16 protein-coding genes and 1 tRNA gene are annotated in these 20,753 nt (G+C 65.0%); 11 read left to right on the top strand and 6 right to left on the bottom strand.

The genetic code is table 11. The features are described from left to right. Nucleotides 1-223: 223 nt before the first annotated feature. Nucleotides 224-1,798 (bottom strand): ABC transporter permease, encoded by a 1,575-nt coding sequence (locus AC07Y0_RS15560; RefSeq protein ID WP_498680255.1) that lies wholly within the window; start codon nt 1,796-1,798, stop codon nt 224-226. Between the two features lie 401 nt (nt 1,799-2,199). Here AC07Y0_RS15560 and AC07Y0_RS15555 point away from each other — a divergent pair, with 401 nt between their 5' ends. Further along, nucleotides 2,200-3,171 carry a helix-turn-helix transcriptional regulator gene (locus AC07Y0_RS15555; RefSeq protein WP_498678647.1) on the top strand — a complete coding sequence of 324 codons (972 nt, stop codon included), beginning with the start codon at nt 2,200-2,202 and terminating at the stop codon, nt 3,169-3,171. Nucleotides 3,172-3,687: 516 nt separating this feature from the next. Here AC07Y0_RS15555 and AC07Y0_RS15550 read toward each other — a convergent pair. Continuing rightward, on the bottom strand, nt 3,688-7,716 hold the full coding sequence (locus AC07Y0_RS15550; protein WP_498678646.1) for an ATP-binding protein: 4,029 nt from the start codon (nt 7,714-7,716) through the stop codon (nt 3,688-3,690). Between the two features lie 248 nt (nt 7,717-7,964). On the opposite strand from AC07Y0_RS15550, the gene AC07Y0_RS15545 reads away from it, so the two are divergent. The 4 genes from AC07Y0_RS15545 (at nt 7,965) to AC07Y0_RS15530 (ending at nt 10,920) form a co-directional block, all read left to right on the top strand. Continuing rightward, nucleotides 7,965-8,420, top strand: coding sequence for a phasin (locus AC07Y0_RS15545; protein ID WP_498678645.1), 456 nt, complete (start codon nt 7,965-7,967; stop codon nt 8,418-8,420). A 138-nt stretch (nt 8,421-8,558) separates the two neighbouring features. Continuing rightward, nucleotides 8,559-8,635, top strand: a tRNA-His gene (locus tag AC07Y0_RS15540). 344 nt (nt 8,636-8,979) lie between these two features. Next, nucleotides 8,980-9,891, top strand: coding sequence for a YecA family protein (locus AC07Y0_RS15535; RefSeq protein ID WP_498678644.1), 912 nt, complete (start codon nt 8,980-8,982; stop codon nt 9,889-9,891). 141 nt (nt 9,892-10,032) lie between these two features. Beyond that, a complete protein-coding gene (locus AC07Y0_RS15530; RefSeq protein WP_498678643.1) occupies nt 10,033-10,920 on the top strand; it encodes a DMT family transporter in 888 nt (295 codons plus the stop codon). A gap of 30 nt (nt 10,921-10,950) precedes the next feature. On the opposite strand, the gene AC07Y0_RS15525 is transcribed toward AC07Y0_RS15530, so the two are convergent. Next, the gene (locus AC07Y0_RS15525) at nt 10,951-11,562 is read right to left on the bottom strand and encodes a HupE/UreJ family protein (RefSeq protein WP_498678642.1); all 612 of its coding nucleotides are present in this window, start codon (nt 11,560-11,562) and stop codon (nt 10,951-10,953) included. 289 nt (nt 11,563-11,851) lie between these two features. On the opposite strand from AC07Y0_RS15525, the gene AC07Y0_RS15520 reads away from it, so the two are divergent. Continuing rightward, nucleotides 11,852-12,391: a hypothetical protein gene (locus AC07Y0_RS15520; protein ID WP_498678641.1), complete on the top strand. Its 540-nt coding sequence runs from the start codon at nt 11,852-11,854 to the stop codon at nt 12,389-12,391. Between the two features lie 18 nt (nt 12,392-12,409). Here AC07Y0_RS15520 and AC07Y0_RS15515 read toward each other — a convergent pair whose 3' ends face one another. Together AC07Y0_RS15515 and AC07Y0_RS15510 are read right to left on the bottom strand one after the other, a co-directional pair. Beyond that, complete coding sequence (locus tag AC07Y0_RS15515; RefSeq protein ID WP_498678640.1) at nt 12,410-13,291, bottom strand: LysR family transcriptional regulator; 882 nt, start codon at nt 13,289-13,291, stop codon at nt 12,410-12,412. A gap of 106 nt (nt 13,292-13,397) precedes the next feature. Then, complete coding sequence (locus AC07Y0_RS15510) at nt 13,398-13,850, bottom strand: Rrf2 family transcriptional regulator (RefSeq protein WP_498678639.1); 453 nt, start codon at nt 13,848-13,850, stop codon at nt 13,398-13,400. Between the two features lie 126 nt (nt 13,851-13,976). Between AC07Y0_RS15510 and AC07Y0_RS15505 the strand changes: the two genes are divergently transcribed. The 4 genes from AC07Y0_RS15505 to AC07Y0_RS15490 all read left to right on the top strand — a co-directional run bounded on the left by AC07Y0_RS15505 (nt 13,977) and on the right by AC07Y0_RS15490 (nt 18,855). Continuing rightward, entirely contained in the window at nt 13,977-14,909 is a 933-nt protein-coding gene (locus tag AC07Y0_RS15505) for an NAD(P)/FAD-dependent oxidoreductase (protein ID WP_498678638.1), read from the top strand. A gap of 126 nt (nt 14,910-15,035) precedes the next feature. After that, on the top strand, nt 15,036-16,532 hold the full coding sequence (locus tag AC07Y0_RS15500) for a CoA-acylating methylmalonate-semialdehyde dehydrogenase (protein WP_498678637.1): 1,497 nt from the start codon (nt 15,036-15,038) through the stop codon (nt 16,530-16,532). A gap of 192 nt (nt 16,533-16,724) precedes the next feature. After that, nucleotides 16,725-17,792, top strand: coding sequence for a YjgN family protein (locus tag AC07Y0_RS15495; RefSeq protein ID WP_498678636.1), 1,068 nt, complete (start codon nt 16,725-16,727; stop codon nt 17,790-17,792). Continuing rightward, complete coding sequence (locus AC07Y0_RS15490; RefSeq protein WP_498678635.1) at nt 17,782-18,855, top strand: M48 family metallopeptidase; 1,074 nt, start codon at nt 17,782-17,784, stop codon at nt 18,853-18,855. The genes AC07Y0_RS15495 and AC07Y0_RS15490 overlap by 11 nt, the downstream gene beginning before the upstream one ends. A gap of 31 nt (nt 18,856-18,886) precedes the next feature. On the opposite strand, the gene AC07Y0_RS15485 is transcribed toward AC07Y0_RS15490, so the two are convergent. After that, on the bottom strand, nt 18,887-19,864 hold the full coding sequence (locus tag AC07Y0_RS15485; RefSeq protein WP_498680254.1) for a Fe(3+) ABC transporter substrate-binding protein: 978 nt from the start codon (nt 19,862-19,864) through the stop codon (nt 18,887-18,889). Nucleotides 19,865-20,106: 242 nt separating this feature from the next. Here AC07Y0_RS15485 and rirA point away from each other — a divergent pair, with 242 nt between their 5' ends. Then, nucleotides 20,107-20,598: an iron-responsive transcriptional regulator RirA gene (gene rirA, locus AC07Y0_RS15480; RefSeq protein ID WP_498678634.1), complete on the top strand. Its 492-nt coding sequence runs from the start codon at nt 20,107-20,109 to the stop codon at nt 20,596-20,598. Nucleotides 20,599-20,753 lie beyond the last annotated feature (155 nt).

The following is a 20,753-nucleotide window of genomic DNA, read 5'->3' as shown; positions in this document are numbered from 1 at the left end:
CGTCGGCCGAAGAATGCGTCAGTCGGGGTGACATCCGTCGCCGACGGTAACCACTTGTTAAGTCGCCTTTGGCATACCTTAACCAACTTGGGGGCCCACCATGAACGTGCGGCTTAGAACCTTCGGTTCCGGACACATGATGTTGATCGACGCCTGACTCCAGTTGAACAGCGTGAATTCTCAGGGCGGCGCAAGCCGCCCTTTTTTTACGCGTATTTCCGGCTCAGCGAGGGCGGTCGAGCGACCGCGACACCAGGATCACCGGGATGAGGCCCGCGAGGATGATGATGATCGCCGCGACCGATGCGTCCTGCACCTTGGAGCGCGAGGCATCCTCGTAGACGAGTGTCGCCAGCGTGTTGAAGTTGAACGGCCTGAGCAGGATGGTCGCCGACAGTTCCTTCAGCGTCTCGATGAACACCAGCAGCGCCGCGGTCAAAACGGCGGGCCGCATGTTTGGCAAGAGCACCTGGGAAAGCGTCTGCAGGCCGTTGCGGCCGAGCGTGCGCGCTGCCATGTCGAGATGCGGCGAAAGCTTCTGGAACCCGGCGTCGATCGTGCCCTCGGCCATGGTCAGGAAGCGCACCGTGGCGGCATAGACGATGGCGAAACCGGTGCCGGAAAGAAGCAGGCCCGACGAAACCCCCAGGTTCTCACGCAGCATGCCGTCCAGGAAATTGTCGAAGCCGGCGAGCGGGATCAGGACGCCGATGCCGAGCACGGTGCCGGGAATGCCATAGCCGAGCGAGGCGAGCCGGCTGGCGCCCGCCGTCAGCCGCGACCGGTCCGTGCGGGCGGCATAGGCCAGCACGAAGGCGAGGATGACGGTCAGGAGCGCCGCGGCCGACGAGACGGCGACCGAATGGCCGAGCGCCTTGATCAGGCGCGGTTCGGCGAAATCGCCGAGGCGGCGCGCGGCAAAGCCCGCAAGCACCGCCACGGGCACGACAAAGCCGACGATGACGGGCAGGGCGCAGAGGAGCGTCGCACCCCAGCCGCGCCAGCCCGACAGCTTGAGCCGCACGGCGTCGATCGTGACGGCCGTCGTCTTCTGGCTGGCGAAACGCTGGCGACGCCGCGCCCGGCGCTCGACCCACAGGAGCAGCACGACGAAAACGAGCAGGACGGAGGCGATCTGGGCTGCGCCCGCGAGGCTGCCGCGATTGAGCCAGGTGTCGTAGATCGAGAAGGTGAGCGTGTTGACGCCGAGGTATTCGACGGCGCCGATGTCGTTCAGCGTTTCCATCATCACCAGCGTCAGCCCGACCATGATGGCGGGCCTCGCCATCGGGATCTGCACGCGGGCAAAGACCCGGAACGGTCCGGCGCCGAGCGTGCGGGCGACGTCGGCGGCGGCACGGCCCTGCATGAGGAACATCGAGCGGCAGGCGAGGTAGACGTAAGGGTAGAGGACCGCCGACATCACCAGGACCGCGCCGCCGAGCGACCGGATGTCCGGAAAGCTGTAGTCGCGTGCCGACTGGAAGCCGAACAGGCTACGGTAGAGGCCCTGCACCGGTCCGGTGAAATCGAGGAACTCGCCGAAGGCATAGGCGGCCAGATAGGACGGGATGGCGAGCGGCAGCACCAGCGCCACCGAGAGCAGGCGGCGAAAGGGGAAATCGCAGGACGCCACCAGCCAGGCGCTGACGATGCCGATGGAGGCGGTCAGCGCACCGGTGAGGCCGAGCAGCAGCAGCGTGCGGCTGGCGGCGCGCGGCACCACGTTGAACAGCATGTGCTGCCAGTTCTCGCCGTCGCCCGACAGGCCGATCAGGAAGATGGCGACGATCGGCATGGCGACGAAGGCGGACACGACAAGCGCGGCCAGCGTCGCGCCGGAAAGCCTGCGCCGCACCGGGCCGTAAACCGTTCTTTGCGCAACGCGCGCTTCCGCTGCCAAGGCTTCGTCTCCGTATTCTCTGCGTCGTCCGGGCGCCCGAGGCGCGGGGTCCGGTCCCGTCGGTCTAGCCGAAACCGGCGGGGAAGGGAACGGTCGGGCGCCGGGAGGCGGAAAATTGGGCCGCCGCGCGTGTCGGCCATCGGGGTCCAGAACTACCGATGATTGAATTCGCGGGTGCTTGAAGACTATTCTTGGCCGGTGTGACGTCCCGGCCGGGCCGGTTGACAGCGAAGCATTCCGACAAAATACATGACTGCACATCGTTTTTCGACAACCACTCGGGCAGAGAAGATCGCATGAATGAATTGGCGTGGGTCGCCGAAACGGCGGTGGAGAGCGAAGCGCAGGGCTTCGACCCAGAGGGCCGCATCACCTTCGACGATGGCCCGTTTGCGGGCTTCATCGAGCGCGTGCCCCTGCGGCCGGGTATGGCCCTCTACCGTGTCGAGGGGACGTCGAGCCATGCCTGGACGCTGAAGGCGCTGGGGGATGCGCCCGCCGGCAATCTGGTCTTCGGCACCATGCTCGGCGGCGCCGGCGCGATCGAGGCCGAAGGCAACGAGAGGCAGGTCTGGCATTCGCCAGGCCGCCCCTTCGTGGTCAGTCTGGCCGAGCGCGAAATCGCCTATTGCCTGGAACCGGGCGAGCCCTGGCGCGCCGTCACCCTGCTGCTGGAGGCAAAAGCGCTCGAGACGCTGGCCTTGCAGGACGGGCTTCCGCCTTTGGCCCGCGCGGTGCTGGAGGACGGCCGGCTGCCGGTTTCGCATGTGCTGGAGAGCGACCGGGCCGTCACGCGCGCGGCAAGCGACCTCATGCGTCCCGCCTACCGCGGCGCGATGGCGACGCTCTGGCGCGAGAGCAAGGCGCTGGAACTCCTGGCGCACCAGCTGGATCATCTCTCCGGCAGTCCGCCGCCGCCGGTCGCGCTGAGTCCGCGGGATCTCGCGCGGGTACGCGAAGCTCACCAGCTTCTGGTCGCGGACCTGCGCACACCGCCGAGCCTCGAGGCGCTGGCGGCCCAGGCGAAGCTTCCCTCGCGCCGGCTCAATCAGGGCTTCCGCCAGCTCTACGGCATGACGGTCTTCGAGGTGCTGCTCGAGGCGAGGATGAAGCTGGCCCACGCCCTGGTCCTGGAAAGGCCGGACATACCCCTCAAGCACCTGGCCTGGATGGTGGGCTACAGCCAGCTGTCCAATTTCATCAACGCCTACCGCCGCCGCTTCGGCGTACCGCCCGGCCGGCATCGCCGCGATGGTGGTTGGGACTAGAAGACGCTTTTCTTGAGGAGCCCGGCTGTAGCCTTGGCGGTCGCCACGCCATGGGCAGGTGCGCCATTGCGCCCATTTTCAAGCGAAGAATGAGTTATGCGCGACGGCGAATGCTTATGCGCGGCTGATCCCCGCGTTGATCGGTTCCACAACCTGCAGGCAATAGGAGCCTTGCGAATCCAGCCCGGTTCACCGCCTCCGCGAGGATCATCGAAATGAATGCATTCGTTCTCGTCTTCATCCTTCGCCTGTTGGCGCCGCGGATCGGCCGGCGCGATCGCAACCGATAAGCCGTCTGCGGTGGAGGCAGGCAAGGCGCGCGGCGGCGCCCTTGCGTGTTCTTGATGCCGCTTGGATGGCGAAGGTGGAGCGGCGGGGCCGAGGTATCCTCCCGACCCTGGCGGCAACCGGCCGCTCCACCACCCGATCGGTCGAGCCCCTGCCAGCGGAGAGGGGAGCCTGTGCCGCCCGCATTGCCGGCCAGCGCGTCACCACCCCTCTATCGCCTGCGCCTGCCTAGTCGGCCAGCACGCGCTGCGAGGGGAAGGTGATCTCGACCAGCGTGCCTTCGTTCGGCGCCGAGGAGATGGCGAAGGTGGCGCGGTTGGCATCGACCATGGCCTTGGTGAGCGGCAGGCCGAGCCCGGTGCCGTCGCCGCGGTTGCGCGTGCCCGTGTGCACCTGGCGGAACGGCTTCATCGCCTGCTCCAGCTCGGTGCGGGTCATGCCGACCCCGGTGTCGCGGATGCGCAGCGCCACGCTGCCGTTCGGCTCGTACGCGGTCGAGACGATGATCTGGCCACCGGATGGCGTGAAGCGGATGGCGTTCGCCAGGATGTTGAGCACGATCTGCTTGATCGAGCGCATATCGGCGACGACGCTCGGCACGGCCTGCGACAGCGCGGTGCGGATGATGACGCGCTGGCCGTTGGCCTGCGGCTGGACGATCGACACCGCCGCCTGCACCGTCTCGTTCAGCCCGACGGCGGTGAAGTCGAGATCCATCTCGCCGGCCTCGATCTTGGAAATGTCGAGCAGGTCGTTGACGATGTCGAGCACGTGCCGGCCGGAGCGGACGATGTCGTTGGCATATTCGGCATAGCGCGGATGGCCGACCGGGCCGAAGTGTTCGTTGGCCATCATGTCGGCAAAGCCGATGATGGCGTTGAGCGGCGTGCGGATCTCGTGGCTGACGCGGGCGAGGAAGTCGCTCTTGTGGGCATTGGCGGTCTCGGCGGCGCGCTTGGCGTTGCGCAGTTCCTCCTCGGTCCGCTTCCACTGGGTGATGTCGCGGATCACGGCGCAATAGCCGTTGGACGAGGTGAGCTTGCCGATGGTCATGAACAGCGGCAGGAAACCGCCCGAGGCCTCGCGGCCGATCACTTCGCGGCCGTCGTTGAGCACGCTCGCCACGCCATGGCCGGACAGGCCGCCGAGATAGTCGAGGATCGACTTCTGGCTTTCATGGGCGAACAGCATGACGAAGGGTTTTCCGCGCGTTTCGGCCTCGTCGAAGTTGAACAGCGCGCTCGCCGCCCGGTTCATCGAGCGGATGTCGCCGTCGGCGCCGAGGATGACGACGCCGTCGGTCGCGGTCTCGAGGATGGCGCGCAGTTCGTCGACCTCGACCTGCAGCCGGGCGAGCTGTTCGGCGCCCGCCTGACCTTGCGGTTCGGCAACCGGCTGTGCGGCGAGGGCATGGGGCGCTGCCGGCTTTTCCGGAGCTGCCTGGGCGGCAGCGCCGGCCGGGATCAGCGCCAGCATCAGCGCGGTGGCCCGCTCGAAGCGGATGGACTGCAGCCGCGCGGTGACGGGCACGAGCTGGTCGTCGGCCCGCACGATGACGACGCGGCCGGCCTCCTCGCTCGCCCCTTCGAGATCCTGGCGCTGGATCAGCACGTCGAGCCCGCCGGCGGTGTCGAGGTCTTCCACCGAGGCATAGCCGGTGAGCGCCAGGAATTCCGGATTGGCGTGGATCAGGCGGTCGCCGACATGGACCAGCAGCGCGACCGGCATCAGGTCGACGATCTCGGCGGTGAGCGTATTGTCGCGCTTCAGGCGCAGCGTGGCGAATTCCCCGACCGTTGAGTCTTCCGGCCCGGGGGCGTTGTCGGCGGCGACGTCCGGGGCAAGGGGCGCGGCGGCGGCGGTCTCGGGCACGGCCGGCGCTTCGGGGGCTTCCGCCGGCTCCCTGTCTGCTTCGGCCTGCTCGGTCGCAGCGGAACTGGCCGCTTCCTCAGCGGCGGCCTCGGCGGCCGCGGCCTCGTTACGGCGGATCTCGTTCAAAGCCTCGGCGGCCTTTTCGCGCAGGCCCTGCGGATCGAGCTTGCGGGCGATTTCCAGGAAGGCGGCCTGTTCGCCGGGGGTGAGACCGTCCCGGCCGCGGGCGCGGCGCTCCTCGAGCTGCACCACCTTGTCGGAATGGCGCCGGCCGGGGGTCTCGACGATCTGCAGCGCCGGCGGCTCGGCGACGGGGCTGCGGGGCGGCTCGGCCGGCGCTTCGAAGAATTCCGGCTCGCCGATGCGCGGCAGGCCGTCCTCGACTTCGGCTGCCGCGGTTTCGTCCTCGGCAGCCGTATCGGCAGCCGGCATGTCCCGATCGGAGACGGCTTCGCCTTCGGACGTGCCGGACGGAAGTTCGGCGGCGCTGTCGTCGCCCGGCGCGGCTTCGGCGCCCGGGAATTCGGCATGGTTTGTCTCGTCCGCCTCGTCGTCGAGCAGCGAGAAGCTGGGCACGGTCTCGGCGGCGGCTTCGCTGATCTCCGGCTCTGCCGGCTGGCGCGGCGCGGCCCCGCCCACGAAGGTCATGCCGGTGCGGTGCGGATCCTCGATGGCGTCGGCCAGGCGCACGATGCCGAAACCGCGGAAGCCGTCGAAATCGCGGCTGCGGGTATAGGTCGGAAGGGCGGCGAGATCGACCGGCACCATCAGGCTGGTGCCCTCGACCGGCCAGTGGATGGTCTTGCCCGACCAGGTGTCGCGCTTCATCAGCAGCTCGCCGATCTTGCCCTCGGGATCGAGGTTGAACAGCGCGGCGAGATCGGTGAAGGCGACGCCGTTGATATCGGCGGCATGCGGGCCGACGGCCTCGGCGAATTCGTGCGAGACGTCGCAGAACCGGCCGTCGGCGTCGATCTTCCAGACGAAGCGCGTGGCGCGGCGTTCCGGCGAAAAGACGAAGGCGCCGGCCGGGGGCTCGCCCGAGGGCGCGGATGCGGCGACGGCGACCTCGGCAGGTGCGGCTTCGGTAACGGGGGCGTCGTCGGGAGCGGTGGCCGATTCGGCGGCGACAACGGACGCAGGCGTCGGTAGCTCGGCATCAGCCAAGGGGCCTTCAGTCTGCGCAGGTTCGACGGGCGTGTCTGTCTGCGCATCGTCGGCGGGCGTGAGGTCCGCGGCAGTCTCCGGCACGGCTTCGGCTGCCAGCGGCAACTCGGCCTGAGGGGAAACGGCCTGCGGGGAGGCGGCCTCGACCGTTTCGTCGGCATCGGGAAACAGGTCGGCGGCCTCGGTGTCGGCAAGGGGGCCGACCTCGTTTTCCAGGGTCTCCACCACCTCGGCCGCGGCTTCGGCCAGCACGGCGTCGCCCGGCGCAGCGGGTTCGCTCGAAACGGCCTCGGCCGAAATGGCGTCTTCGCCCGTCTCGTCGGTGTAGGTCTCGTCCAGCGCCTCGACCTCGTCGGCCTCGAATTCCTCGATCTCGCCGATCGCATTCACGACCTCGGCAAAGCCGGCCTCGGCCTCGACCACGCCGGCGGTGACGATCGCCGCGGCTTCCGGGGAAACGGCCGGTTCGGCTACAGGCGCCACGGCGGCGGGCAGGGGGGCGGTGGGGCCCGTCGGTTCTTCGGTGTCGAAGCTGTCGGTCGGGTCCATGTGGCCGAGGATCGTCTCGACGGTGAACAAGAGGTGCAGCGCCGGATCGTCCGACAGCTTGCCGATGGCGGCGGGCAGATGGCCGCGTCCGGTCGGGATCGGCCGCTTGACCAGATGGTCGGCATCCGCGCCGGCCAGGGTGACCAGGCTGCGGGCGGTCTGCGGGGTGATGCCGAGGCCGGCGAATTTCGCCGAGGCGACGACCACCTGGCCCTCGCCGTCGAGCACAGCCATGTGGGTGTCGGGATCGTCGAAGCCGGTCAGCATGTCGGCCGCGCGCTCGGTCAGACTGCCGGCCTTGCCGATCGGCGGCACGGCGAGCAGCACGACGGGCTCGCCGGGGCGGATCTCGACCATTTCCGCCGAGGCGGTCACGGGAACGCGCTGGAAGCCCGAGGCGATGCGCAAAAGCAGCGAACGGCTGTCGCCGACCGCGCCGAGCTGGCGGGCCACGCCCTCGATCTGGCGGAAGGTGACGTCGCCACGGTTCGGGCCTTCCTCGAGGAAGTCGTAGATCGAGGCATTGCCGAAGAAGCGCGCGCCGGCGCCATTGGCCCACAACACCCGGTCGAGCGCGGGCGAAAACACGACGAGCGCCTCGCCCCGGGCAAAGCGCGGGCGGATGCTGTCGTGGACTGCGACATCGATGAACGGATAGGGAGCGGGCATCGTGGGACCTGTCTTAGCAAATGCCGTCAACCGCGGCAAATTAACAGATTTTTAATACCTAGCCACGGCTTTCGGGTCCAGCAAGGCGTGCCGGTTTCGCCCAACAGGGTTAATCCGCGGCAACGCGGATAAATTGCATATTGCACTGCACAAATATATTGCAATGCACAATGACCAGTGCTATATACAATTCATCGAACACAACCGGGCCCGCCGATCGCTGACCCGCTCAAACGAGGAGCACTCACATGGCTGCCAATACCACCAAGGACGCATTCTCCTTCTCCGCCACCGCATTCGACCCGGCAAAGGTCACCGAAACCTTCCGCGACTTCGCCGAAAAGGGCGCAGCCCAGTCGAAGGACGCCTATGCCAAGATGAAGACCGCGACCGAAGAAGCCACCAAGACCGTCGAAACGACGCTCCAGACCGCCCAGGCCGGCACCGTCGAACTCGGCCTCAAGGCCATCGACGCGCTGCGCACCAATGCCGAAATGTCGCTGTCGCACATGGAAGCCCTGCTCGGCGTCAAGTCGATCGCCGAACTGGTCGAACTGCAGACCTCCTTCATCCGCAAGCAGGCCGAAGTCACCATCGAGCAGGCCAAGGCCATGCAGGAAGCCGCCAAGAAGGTTGCCGAGACCGTGGTGAAGCCGGGCAAGGAAGCCGCTGAAAAGGTCATGTCGACCTTCAAGGCCGCCTGATCAAAAGACATCTGTCCTCCCAAGGACTTGAAGGCCGGGGCACTTGTCCCGGCCTTTTTTCGTTTGGTGCAAAAAAGGCTTGAAAAAGACGCCAACTGTCCGTATGTGACCCCTCAAGGCGTCTTGGACGCCCGATGTGCGGTTGTAGCTCAGTTGGTTAGAGCGCAGGTTTGTGGCACCTGAGGTCGGAGGTTCGAGACCCCCCAACCGTACCATTTTTTTCTCCCATTTAGTTGCGTCCCGGAAGTGACCGAGACCTTTGTATGGTCGCTGCACGTAGGCTGCGTGGACTTGCGGTAATTTGACCCCGCACGCAGAAATTTTCTCGTCCCGTTCCAAACTACAAAAGAGCTGTTATCCGGTCAGTGCCAGGCGTTGGCTGTTTGTGATTGCAGCGCGAAGTACATTTCGCTGCGGGAGTGGACCGCCACAAACCCCGATGACGCTTCGAAAGTGACCAGTGCCCTTCAGCCGAGCTTCGCGTGATCGATTGTGCGGTAGACTCGATGCTCGGTACGGTGGATTATTCCAGGCAACTAAGATTGCGGTGGAGAGGGAAATGTCAAACGTAAACAAACACGGGTTAAGCCGAGTGATTGGAAGTGAGATCCAGCGGACGATTCGGAGGAATTCGGGTTTCGGTTGTGTGATTTGCGGCAAGGCAATTGGCGAATACGAACACGTGGATCCACCGTTCTGGGACGCGGTCGAGCACGATCCGCGAAAGATGACGTTTCTATGCCTTGAGCATCACGGACGCGTTACCAAAGGGTGGACATCCAAACAGGAAGTTCTGGAGGCCATGAAGGCGCCGAAGGCTCTGCAGAAAGGATACTCCCGTGAGGCGTTCGGGGTTGGCGATGGCCCTTTGCAGATTAAGCTGGGCCCCACCACAGCAACAGACTGCCAGTGCCTGATCCGCGTCGACGAGCGGCCAGTTCTTTGGATCAACCCTCCGGAGGAATCTGGGGGACCGTACCGACTCAACGCAGAATTAAGAGACGAGGTAGGTCACCTGATTCTTCAGATAGTCGACAACGAATGGCGGAGCCCATCGGACAACTGGGACGTTACAGTTGTTGGGCAACGGATAACAATTAGAAACGCTCCCCGAGACATCGCTCTTCAAATTCGTACCGAGCCGCCGCATACGCTCGTGATCGAGCGACTGAACATGAGAGTGAATGGCGTTCACTTCTTGTGTGACGATCAGGAGTTCTATGTACGTACCCCTGCTGGCCAAAAGTTTTACGCTCAGGACCTAGAGGTGGACGGTCCATCGGTATTGTTCGACGTAATGAATGACGGTATGTCGGTGGGCGTTAATGCCAAGGGGGCGCGTTTCTCCGGAAGAATGGGTTTCGGTCCGGGTTTGCCAATCCGGAGGCGAGCCAATCAGAGCCGAAATTCCCGGTGCGAATGCGGCAGCGGTAAACGCTTTAAGCGATGCTGCGGTTCCTTCGGGCTATAAGCCTCGTGTTTGCTGCCGCTCTGCCGTGGTTCTCCAGAACCTGATCCCCCCGCCTTGACCCCGCCCACCTGCATCGATAGTCAGCCAGCATCCACTCCCGTTTCCCTCCACCGCCGCTAAGCGGAATTGTTTGGCCAGTCGATGAAGCCCAAGGATTTTGCCGCCTATCTGTTCCTGGCTCTGGCCTGGGGCCTGTCCTTTCTGCTGCTGTTGAAGGTGGTTTCCGCCTTCGGCTGGGTGGGCGCCGTCACCTTTCGCTGCTTCGTCGCCGGCCTGACGCTGTTTTTCATCGCCCGGGCCACGGGCCGCGGCCTGCATTTTAGCGCCGGCTGGCGGCCCTTTGCGGTGGTCGGGGCCACCACGGTTGCCGGCCAGCTGGTCGGGCTCTCCTATGCCACCCCGCTGATCGGCACGGCCATGGCGGCGATCCTGGTGGCGACAATCCCGATGTTTTCCATGCTGATCGGCCAGGTCTGGGGCTTGGAGCGCATCACGCCGCAACGGCTGCTCGGCCTCTTGATCGGTTTCGTCGGCGTGGTTCTGCTGGTCGGCTTCCCGGCCGCGCCGGTCAATGTCGCCTTCGTGCTCGGCTGCGCCGGAACGCTGTTTGCCTGCCTCTGCGCCGCCTTCGGCAGCAATTATGCGAGCCGCCGCCTCCAGGGCGTCGGCGCCTGGGAGGTGACGATCGGCGCCTTCCTGTTCGGCGGGCTGATGACCCTGCCGCTGCTTCTCGCCGTGCCGGTGCCGGGCGTGCCGCGGCTGATCGACTATGGCTATCTGCTGGTGCTCGCCGGGGTGATGAGCGCCATGACCTATGTTCTCTATTTCGGCCTGGTCGCCTCGATCGGCGCGACGCGGGCGATCAGCGTCGAATTCGCCGTGACGGCCGTTGCCGTGCTGGTCGGCGCGCTGTTCCTCGGCGAACCGCTGTCGCTCGTGCAGATGATCGGCGGCCTGATCATCATCGGCGGCTGCGCGATCGTGCTCGGCCTGGTGCCGGGCCGCAGGGCGGTCCGCGCCGAGGCGTGAGGCGGCGAAGGCCGCGCCGCGCCGGTCCGTTCAGGTGACGAGGAAATAGACGCCGCAGGCGCCGATGAACAGGCCGAGCGCCCGGACCACATAGCCCTCATAGAACCGTCCGAGACCGAAGCCGACGCCGATGCCGAGGATGTGGATGAGGCCGGTCGAGACGACGAAACCGACGGTGTAGGCCGCCGGATCGACGGCCCGCGGCGCCTCCTGCCCGTGCGGATAGCCGTGGAAGAAGGCGAAGACCGCGACGATTGCGAGCGCCGCCCATTCCGGGGCGATCCAGCGCGCCGCGATCGAACCGCCGAGCACGATCAGCGAGAGCGCGATGCCGGTTTCGATATAGGCGCCGGGACCGATGCCGAGCATGCCGAAAATGCCGCCGATGCACATGATCAGCGGGAAGGTCGCCGGCAGCGTCCAGACCGACCGCCCGCCCATCTGCGCGCCCCACAGGCCGACCGCCAGCATGGCGAGGAAATGGTCGAAGCCGGCGAGCGGATGGCCGAAACCGCTGCCGAAACCACCCATCACGCCGCCCAGCGCATGGGCGGAGGCCGGGCCGGCGGAGAGGATGATGCCGAGCGAGGAAGCGAATAGGAACGCGGCTCGCGTCCCGCTGCGTTTCGTTGCGTCTCTCATGTGTGCCATATCCGTCCTCTTCATCGCCGCGCCCGCTTTGGGGCTCGGGCTGTATAATCCGAACCGCGCGGAGCGGCAATTGCGCAGGCCAGGGCCGGCGTCTGCCGGCCCTGGCCGTGCCGCGGGCGGTGGTCCTCTCTCCGCGCCAAGGTCGAAGCCCGGTCCCGTTCAAAGGACAGCGGATGCAACTTATACGAAAGAGTGTTTGACGAGGGTTGCATCTCGGGACGATATTCCTCCTGCGGCAGTGGGGAGGGCGTCTTCACCCTCCACAGAGAAGGGGGAGAGCATGTCAGGAATTCCGGGGTGGCCATCGTTGACGCCCGTCGAGAGCCTTGGGAAGCCCAGTCCGTTTCCCGGCTCCGTCAGCGACTTCGACGACAGGATCAGCAAGTACGACAACGAACTGGCGGACGCCCGCTCGCAGATCCAGCGCAACCGCGATGCGGAGGCGATGGAGAAGCGGCATATCCGCGAGCACCAGCAATATATCGCCCGCCAGAACAGGATGATCGCCGAGTGCAGGCGCAAGGGCCACAAGGTGCCGCCGGAGACGGCCGGCAACATCGCCAATGCGCAGGAGCTGATTGCGGCTTGCCAGGAGGTCCTGTCCCTGCTGCCCGCCCACAAGGCGGAATGGATGGCGGAGCGGGAGAAGCGGCAGAAATGGGTCACATACCTGCGCCAGGAGCGGGCCAAAGGGATCGGCAAGACCGGTGAGGCGCGCAAATGCGGGTCGCGCAAGACCAGCGACGGTTCGCCCTGCCAGAACGAGAAGCACTACCGGGAAGGCTCCGGCTGGGGTCCGTGCACGATCCCCGGCCACTAGACCGGCGGCGGTTCCGGCTCACACGAAGATCCGCCGGTTCTCGTCGATCAGTTCCTGCAGGAACTGCACCACGGTGCGCACGCGGACCAGTTCGCGCGCGCTCTCGTGATAGGTCGTCCAGTAGGCCCGGCGGATGGTGACCTCGGGCAGGATGCGGACCAGTTCGGCATGCTGGCGGGCGATGTAGTCGTGCAGGATGCCGATGCCGGCGCCGGAGCGCACGGCCTCCGTCTGGCCGATGGCCGAGGAAATCTCGAAGGCGGCATCCCAGTTGCGCATGATCTCGCCGGTATAGTTGAGCGAGGGCGAGAAGATCAGGTCCTCGACATAGCCGATCCTGTGATGGGCCATGAGCACCTCCACGCTATCGGGCATACCGTGCCGTTCGAGATAGGTCCGCGAGCCGTAAAGCCCAAGCGTATAGTCGGTGAGCTTCGAGGAGATCAGCCGGCCCTGTTCCGGCCGCTCGATGGTGATGGCAATATCGGCCTCGCGCTGCGACAGCGAAAAGGCGCGCGGCACCGGCACCAGCTGGATCTTGAGGTCGGGAAAACGCTCCGTCAGCCGCCCCAGCCGCGAGGCGAGGAAGGCGACGCCGAAGCCGTCCGGCGCGCCGATCCTGACCGTGCCGGCCACCGCCCTGTCGATCCGGCCGATCCGCGACTGAGCCGAAAGCATCTCGGTCTCCATGCGCTCGGCCGCCGCCAGGAACACCTCGCCCTCTGGCGTCAGCGCGCAGCCGCTGGTGTGACGTCGAAGCAGTGCGCTGCCGAGCGATGCTTCAAGCGCCGCCACCCGCCGCGACAGGGTCGCGTGGTTCACGCCAAGCCTGCGGGCCGCCCCAAGAAACTGGCCCGCGCGGGCGACCGCGAGGAACATGCGCACATCATCCCAATTCATGGCTGGGTTCTTTTGTCATGAGATCGGTTGTTCCGGTCGGGGCTCATCGATCATCATGGCATGTTTCGTTTTTTACACAACCGGACAACAAAAACTTGGCGCCGCACTACATGGATTGATGTGGCTTATGCGCAAGTACGGACATGCGCTGCTCGAATTCGGTCGCGATATCGGAGAGCTTGATGGTGGAGAAACGCTTCAGCATCAGTGCTTCGGCTTCGCGGCGGGTGTCGTCCAGCGCCGTGTTGACGGCTTTTTCCACCAGGCATTCGGCGTGTTCGGCAGATGGAACGAGGCAGAACATCGGCGGGCGTTCCAGCGCCTCGTAGACATCGAGCAAGGTGATCGCATCCAGCGGCACCTTGAGGCTCCAGCCGCCACCATGGCCCTTTTCCGATTGCACATAGCCACGGTCGCGCAGGCCCGCCATGGTGCGGCGAACCACGACCGGATTGGTGCCCAGCATGTCCGCGATCGCTTCCGAGGTCATGACAGGACGGTGGTGGCCGAGATGGATCAGTACATGCAGCATCCGCGATAGCCTGGTATCTCCGCGCATCGGCAACTCCTTGGGTTCAGTGTCCTGATAGCCCGAAACGCATTTCGCAACAAGTGAAGTTGCGAGATGTTGACTCGGCTGTTTTATGTAACTTATAAAGATACGAGAATAGCAGGGAGCGAGATCATGGAATTCGACGTCATCATCATCGGCGGCAGCTTTGCCGGCCTTTCGGCAGCCATGCAGCTGGTGCGCGCCCGCCGCCGCGTCGCGGTGATCGATGCCGGCAAGCCACGCAACCGTTTTGCTCATGCGTCGCACGGTTTTCTGGGACAGGACGGCAAAGCGCCGACGCTGATCCGGCAGACCGCCGTGGAGCAACTCATGCCTTATCCGGATTTCCTGTTGCGACAGGACGAAGCGACGGCGATCAAGGCCGAGGGCAAGGGCTTTGCTGTCGCGCTAGCGTCCGGCGCGGCGATAACGGGTTCGCGCGTGATCCTGGCCGGCGGCGTTAGCGATACCTTGCCTGACGTGCCTGGCCTGGCGGAACGCTGGGGCCAGTCGGTGGCCCATTGCCCCTATTGCCACGGTTACGAATTCAGCGGCGGGCCGATCGGCATCCTCTTGACTAACAAGATCGGGCTGCATCAGGCACTAATGTTGCCCGATTGGGGGCCTACCACGCTGTTCCCGGCAGAGGGCATGGAGCTGGACGATGCCGAGCGTGGCCGTCTGGCGGTCCGCAACGTCGCTGTAGAGACAGCACACGTGGTGGAATTGCTGGGCGAGGGCGGGACGTTAAGCGCCGCGCGGCTGGCCGATGGCCGGCTAATGGGCATTGTCGGCCTGTTCGTTCAGCCGAAGACAAGCCTCGTCGGCTCGCTGGCCGACGATCTCGGTCTTGAACTGGAGGATGGCCCGACCGGCCAGTTCATCCGCATCGACCAGATGGGAGCCACCAGCTGGCCCGGCATATTCGCGGCGGGCGATGCGACCAGCGCCATGCACAACGCCACGCTGGCAAGCGCATCCGGCGTCCGCGCGGCCAGCGGCGCGCATTTTTCGCTGGTGCAGGCCGAGATCGAGGGTGAACCCAGGCTGTGCGCACGCGCATAGCCGGAAATCGCCAACTGCCATATCGTTAGTCGAAATATGCACAGCGGTTGCCTATTCCAGGACATTGCTTTGTCCTCGGGGCAGTGGGATGCTGCCTCATCAAACAAAATCTGAGGAGGCACATCCATGCGTGAAATCGGCCATTACATCGGCGGCAAGCACGTCGCCGGCACGAGCGGTCGCTCGAGCAACGTCTTCAACCCGGCAACCGGCGAGGTCCAGGCGACCGTGGCGCTCGCGAGCGTCGCCGAACTCGACGCTGCCGTGCAGAACGCCAAGGAAGCGCAGCCGGGCTGGGCCAACACCAATCCGCAGCGCCGCGCGCGCGTCTTCATGAAGTTCGTCCAGCTGCTGAACGACAACATGAACGAACTGGCCGAAATGCTCTCCAAGGAGCACGGCAAGACGATCGAGGACGCCAAGGGCGACATCATCCGCGGCCTCGAAGTCTGCGAGTTCGTCATCGGCATTCCGCATCTCTCCAAGAGCGAGTTCACCGAAGGTGCCGGCCCCGGCATCGACATGTACTCGATCCGCCAGCCGGTCGGCATCGGCGCCGGCATCACCCCGTTCAACTTCCCCGGCATGATCCCGATGTGGATGTTCGCCCCGGCGATCGCCTGCGGCAACGCCTTCATCCTCAAGCCCTCCGAGCGTGACCCGTCGCTGCCGATCCGCCTTGCCGAACTGATGATCGAAGCCGGTCTTCCGGCCGGCGTCTTGAACGTCGTCAATGGTGACAAGGGTGCGGTCGACGCGATCCTCAACCATCCCGACATCGGCGCCGTCTCCTTCGTCGGCTCGACCCCGATCGCCCGCTACGTCTATGCGACGGCAACCGCGAGCGGCAAGCGCGCCCAGTGCTTCGGCGGCGCCAAGAACCACATGATCATCATGCCGGACGCCGACCTCGACCAGGCCGCCAACGCCCTGATCGGCGCGGGCTATGGCTCGGCCGGCGAACGCTGCATGGCGATCTCGGTCGCCGTACCGGTCGGCCAGGAAACCGCCGATCGCCTGATCGCCAAGCTCGCCCCGATGGTCGAGAAGCTGCGCATCGGCCCCTACAATGACGAAAAGGCCGATTTCGGCCCGGTCGTCACCAAGGAAGCCCAGACCCGCATCCTCGGCCTGATCGATCGCGGCATCGAGGAAGGCGCCAAGCTCGTCGTCGACGGCCGCGGCTTCAAGCTGCAGGGCTATGAGAACGGCTATTTCGTCGGCGGCTGCCTGTTCGACGACGTCACCCCGGACATGGACATCTACAAGACCGAGATCTTCGGACCGGTTCTCTCGGTCGTCCGCGCCAAGAACTACGAGGAAGCCCTCTCGCTGCCGATGAAGCACGAATACGGCAACGGCGTCTCAATCTACACCCGTGACGGCGATGCCGCCCGCGACTTCACCAGCCGCATCAATATCGGCATGGTCGGCGTCAACGTTCCGATCCCGGTTCCGCTCGCCTATCACACCTTCGGCGGCTGGAAGGCCTCGTCCTTCGGCGACCTGAACCAGCACGGCACCGACTCGATCAAGTTCTGGACCCGCACCAAGACGGTCACCTCGCGCTGGCCGTCGGGCATCAAGGACGGCGCCGAGTTCTCCATCCCGACGATGAAGTGACGCCTGTCACAGGCCGGGCCTGGTCTCCCTGACCCTGGTTCGGAAATATCTGGATAGCCTTGAAGACGGGTCCCGAAAGGGGCCCGTTTTCCGTTGGGTCAACTTGCGATAGACGAAAAGCCGTGGCAGGTCTGTCGCGGTTGCGTGCGTCGGGGGATGCATGGGCAGATTCGCCGACGAAAGGGCTGGGGCATGACAGAGACAAGACCTGTGTCGCAGGTGACGCGGGGCGAATTCCGCGGGCAGGCCGGAGAGTATTTCGGCATCTGGATCGTCAATATCCTTTTGACGATCATAACCCTCGGCATCTATTCCGCCTGGGCCAAGGTGCGCCGCAACCGCTACTTCTACGGCAACAGCTTCGTCGACAACCATTCCTTCGACTATCATGCGCGCGGTTTGCAGATCCTGATCGGCCGCGCCATCGTCTTCGTCTTCTTCGTCGTGGTGCAGGTCGTCAGCGTGTTCTATCCGCTGGCGGGCCTCGTCCTGCCCTTCGTCGTGCTGCTCGCCCTGCCGTGGCTGCTGTCGCGGGGCCTGCGCTTTTCCGCCCGGGTGACGAGCTACCGCAACGTCCGCTTCGATTTCAAGGGAACGCCCTGGGGCGCCTTCGTCTCGGTGATCCTCGGCGGGCTGGTCGCGTTCTTCAGCCTCGGTTTCCTGGCGCCGCTTGCCAGCCGCTGGCTTTACCGCTACGTCTTCAACAACCTGCGCTACGGCGACCGTTCCTTCGCCACCGACCCACGGATCGGCAAGCTCTACCGTGCCTGGGTACCGGCGATCATCGTCACGCTGATCGGCGCGGCGATCGCGGTTGGTCTGGGCATCATGATCTATGCGGCAAGCGGCGCCATGGCCGGCGCAGCCGATGAGGAAGAGCCTGCCATTCAGATCATTGCGACCATCTACGGCACAATGATCCCGTTCCTGATCGTCTATGCGATCGCCGCCCTGCTCTACCGCGTGGGCGTGCGCAATGTGGTGATGAACGCAACGCTTCTCGATGGCCGTCACCGGCTGTTCAGCGACATGGGGCGCCTGCGCTATCTGTGGATCGTCGTCTCCAACCTGCTCGTCACCGTGCTGACGCTCGGCCTGATGCGCCCCTGGGCGGCCGTGCGCGAGCAACGTTATATGGTCGGGCATTCGGGCATGATCATCGACGGCGACATCGGCGACGTGATGGCCTCGATCGAGGCCAGCGGCTCGGCGGTCACCGCCGAATATCTCGACATGGAAGGTTTCGATTTTGGCTTCTGAGGGAGAAATCATCGCCGTCGGCCATTGGCATCCGCCGCGTTCCAGCCGCGCGCTTGCGGCGCGGCTCCTGTCGCACGGCAGGACGCTTTCGGTACGGCTCGACGGCGTGGCCGGCGATCCCGTCTCGGTCAACGACGTGGATGCCGTCACTATTTCCGCGCGGGTCGGCCGGATCCCGCGGCGCATCGGTTTCGTCGACGGTTCGCTGTTCGAGACCGAGGACAATGATGCGGTCGATGCCTGGCTCAGCGCGCGCCGGCTGCATCGGGGCGGGCTGGTCCATGAACTGGAGCGGTTCCATCCCCGGCTGCTCGGCCTGGTGGTTGTGGTCTTCCTGCTGGCCGGCGCCATCTATCGCTATGCGCTGCCGGTGCTGGTCGAGGTGGCGGTGCTGGTGACGCCACCGGCGGTGGCCGACATGATGGCGTCGGGCACGCTCGCCTCGCTCGATCAGGCGGTCTTCTCCGAGAGTGATTTGCCGCAACCGCGCCAGGGCGAGATCGAGGCGAAGTTCGAGGAGATCGCCGCGCTGTCGGATCGGGGTGCCGACGGCTACGCGCTGCATTTCCGAAAAGGCGGGCTGATCGGGCCGAACGCCTTTGCCCTGCCGGACGGAACCTTGGTGATCACCGACGAACTGGTCGAGCTTGCCGCGGGCGACACCGAAATGATCCTCGGCGTGCTGGCCCACGAGATCGGCCATGTGGAGCGGGACCATTCGCTGCGGCAGTTCTATCGGGCGGCGGGAACCGCAGCCCTGATCATGCTGATCGCCGGCGACATCGGCAGCGCCGGGGAGGAAATCCTGACCGACGGCGCAGCACTCCTGACGCTGTCCTATTCCCGTTCCGCCGAGAGCGAGGCGGACCGGATCTCGGTCGACCTGATGGCGAAGGCCGGCCATGACCCGGCGGCCATCGGCCGCTTCTTCGAGATCATCGAGACAAAGCTCGGCGACCGCAGCGACACGACGATCTTCTCCACCCATCCCGGCACGCCGGACCGCCGCCGGCAGATCGATCAATGGGCCGCGGAGGCCGCAACGAAAAAGGGCGGCCCATAGCCGCCCTTCGAATGGATGCCGTTGCGATCCGTTATTGCGTCGGGCCATCGTTGAGGCCGACCTTGTCGACCAGTTCCGAGGCCGTCTTGCGGTTGGCGGCGATGTCGGAAAGCGGCAGGGTGTCCGGCTTGATCTCGCCGAACGAGGCGACCACGTCCGACACCTTCGCGCCCGGCAGTACCGGATACTCGAACACCTGCTCGGCATAGATCTCCTGCGCCTTGCGCGAGGCGAGGAATTCCATCAGCTTGACGGCATTGTCCTTGTTCGGCGCATATTTGGCGAGCGCCATGCCGGAAATGTTCACATGCGTGCCGCGGTCGGCGGCATTGGGGAAGAGGATCTTGGTGGCGGCGGCCCATTCCTTCTCTTCCGGGTCCTTCTCGTTGGTCACCATCAGGCCGACGTAATAGGTGTTGCCGAGGGCGATGTCGCATTCTCCGGACATGATCGCCTTGGCCTGGCTGCGGTCGTTGCCGTCGGGCTTGCGCGCCAGGTTCTGCTTCAGCCCCGTCAGCCACTTCTCGGTGTATTCGGCGCCGTGATGGGCGACCATCGAGGCGAACAGGCCGATATTGTAGGAATGCTGGCCGTCGCGCATGCAGATCCGGCCCTTCCACTTCGGGTCGGCCAGTTCCTCATAGGTGATGGCCGTTTCCGATACGCGCTCCTTGGAGGCGTAGACGACGCGTCCGCGGGTCGTCAGACCGAACCATTCGCCGGCCGCATCGCGATACTGCGCCGGAATGTCCTTGTTGATGACCTCGTTCGACAGCGGCTGGGTGACGCCGCCGTCCTTGGCCTCGACGAGGCGGCCGATGTCGACGGTGAGGATGACGTCCGCCGGGGAGTTCGCGCCTTCGGCGGCGATGCGTTCGACCAGGCCCTTGTCGAGGAACAGCACGTTGGCCTCGATTCCGGTCTCCTTGGTGAATGCGTCGACCAGCGGCTGGATCAGCTCCGGCTGGCGGTAGGAATAGATGTTGACCTCGCCGTCAGCCATCGCCATGCCGGCCGTTGCGGCGAATGCGACAGAGCCGAGAAGCGCACTGCGGATAAATTTGACTGAAGGCATGGTATCTCCTTGCGCGAGTGACTACATTTGTTGAGCCTGATATTCAGGATTTTCCGAGCTGTCAATGCGACATTCGGGACTCACGGACACGTGAAGCGTGAACTTGAGTATTTTGGAATTGTTCAAAACTACGGAATCCGCTATAGGAACCGAAAGACGAGTCTAGGGAGCCACGCATGCGGTTGACAAAACAGACGAATTACGCGGTTCGCATGCTGATGTACTGTGCGGCCAACAAGGATCACCTGAGTCGTATCCCGGAAATCGCCAAGGCTTACGGTGTCTCCGAACTCTTCCTGTTCAAGATTCTCCAGCCTCTCAACAAGGCCGGACTGGTGGAAACCGTGCGGGGCCGCAATGGCGGCGTGCGCCTCGGGCGCCCGGCCGACAAGATCACCCTGTTCGATGTGGTCAAGGTCACCGAGGACAGCTTCGCCATGGCCGAATGCTTCGAGGACGACGGCGACGTCGACTGCCCGCTGATCGACAGCTGCGGCTTGAACTCGGCCTTGCGCAAGGCGCTCAACGCCTTCTTCAACGTGCTGAGCGAATACACGATCGACGATCTGGTCAAGGCGCGCCCGCAGATCAACTTCCTGCTCGGGATCAATGAATTCGGACGGCAGAACGTCATTCCGGTGCCGCCGGTCTCCGTCCCGGCCGCCTGACGATTGCCCGCTTCCCATCGAACCCCGTCGCTTTGCCAAGCGGCGGGGTTTTTCGTTGTGCCCTTCGTGGCGTCTCGCAGAAAAAGGTCGGCCGATCACGATCCACCTCTTGAGATGCGGCAAGGACCGAAATACGTTTACGTAAACGGAAGACG

It is taken from the genome of Allorhizobium sp. GW101-3B10 (assembly GCF_059424725.1).
This window is presented reverse-complemented; position numbering and strand designations above follow the sequence as displayed.

Excerpts from the sequence above, each read along its gene's own strand:
- AC07Y0_RS15500 (WP_498678637.1), top strand. The coding sequence starts at position 15,036 with ATGCGTGAAATCGGCCATTACATCGGCGGCAAGCACGTCGCCGGCACG.
- AC07Y0_RS15555 (WP_498678647.1), top strand. The coding sequence starts at position 2,200 with ATGAATGAATTGGCGTGGGTCGCCGAAACGGCGGTGGAGAGCGAAGCG.
- AC07Y0_RS15515 (WP_498678640.1), bottom strand. The coding sequence starts at position 13,291 with ATGAATTGGGATGATGTGCGCATGTTCCTCGCGGTCGCCCGCGCGGGC.
- AC07Y0_RS15520 (WP_498678641.1), top strand. The coding sequence starts at position 11,852 with ATGTCAGGAATTCCGGGGTGGCCATCGTTGACGCCCGTCGAGAGCCTT.
- AC07Y0_RS15560 (WP_498680255.1), bottom strand. The coding sequence starts at position 1,798 with ATGCCGATCGTCGCCATCTTCCTGATCGGCCTGTCGGGCGACGGCGAG.
- AC07Y0_RS15510 (WP_498678639.1), bottom strand. The coding sequence starts at position 13,850 with ATGCGCGGAGATACCAGGCTATCGCGGATGCTGCATGTACTGATCCAT.
- AC07Y0_RS15495 (WP_498678636.1), top strand. The coding sequence starts at position 16,725 with ATGACAGAGACAAGACCTGTGTCGCAGGTGACGCGGGGCGAATTCCGC.
- rirA (WP_498678634.1), top strand. The coding sequence starts at position 20,107 with ATGCGGTTGACAAAACAGACGAATTACGCGGTTCGCATGCTGATGTAC.
- AC07Y0_RS15545 (WP_498678645.1), top strand. The coding sequence starts at position 7,965 with ATGGCTGCCAATACCACCAAGGACGCATTCTCCTTCTCCGCCACCGCA.
- AC07Y0_RS15525 (WP_498678642.1), bottom strand. The coding sequence starts at position 11,562 with ATGAGAGACGCAACGAAACGCAGCGGGACGCGAGCCGCGTTCCTATTC.
- AC07Y0_RS15530 (WP_498678643.1), top strand. The coding sequence starts at position 10,033 with ATGAAGCCCAAGGATTTTGCCGCCTATCTGTTCCTGGCTCTGGCCTGG.
- AC07Y0_RS15505 (WP_498678638.1), top strand. The coding sequence starts at position 13,977 with ATGGAATTCGACGTCATCATCATCGGCGGCAGCTTTGCCGGCCTTTCG.
- AC07Y0_RS15485 (WP_498680254.1), bottom strand. The coding sequence starts at position 19,864 with ATGGCGATGGCTGACGGCGAGGTCAACATCTATTCCTACCGCCAGCCG.
- AC07Y0_RS15550 (WP_498678646.1), bottom strand. The coding sequence starts at position 7,716 with ATGCCCGCTCCCTATCCGTTCATCGATGTCGCAGTCCACGACAGCATC.
- AC07Y0_RS15535 (WP_498678644.1), top strand. The coding sequence starts at position 8,980 with ATGTCAAACGTAAACAAACACGGGTTAAGCCGAGTGATTGGAAGTGAG.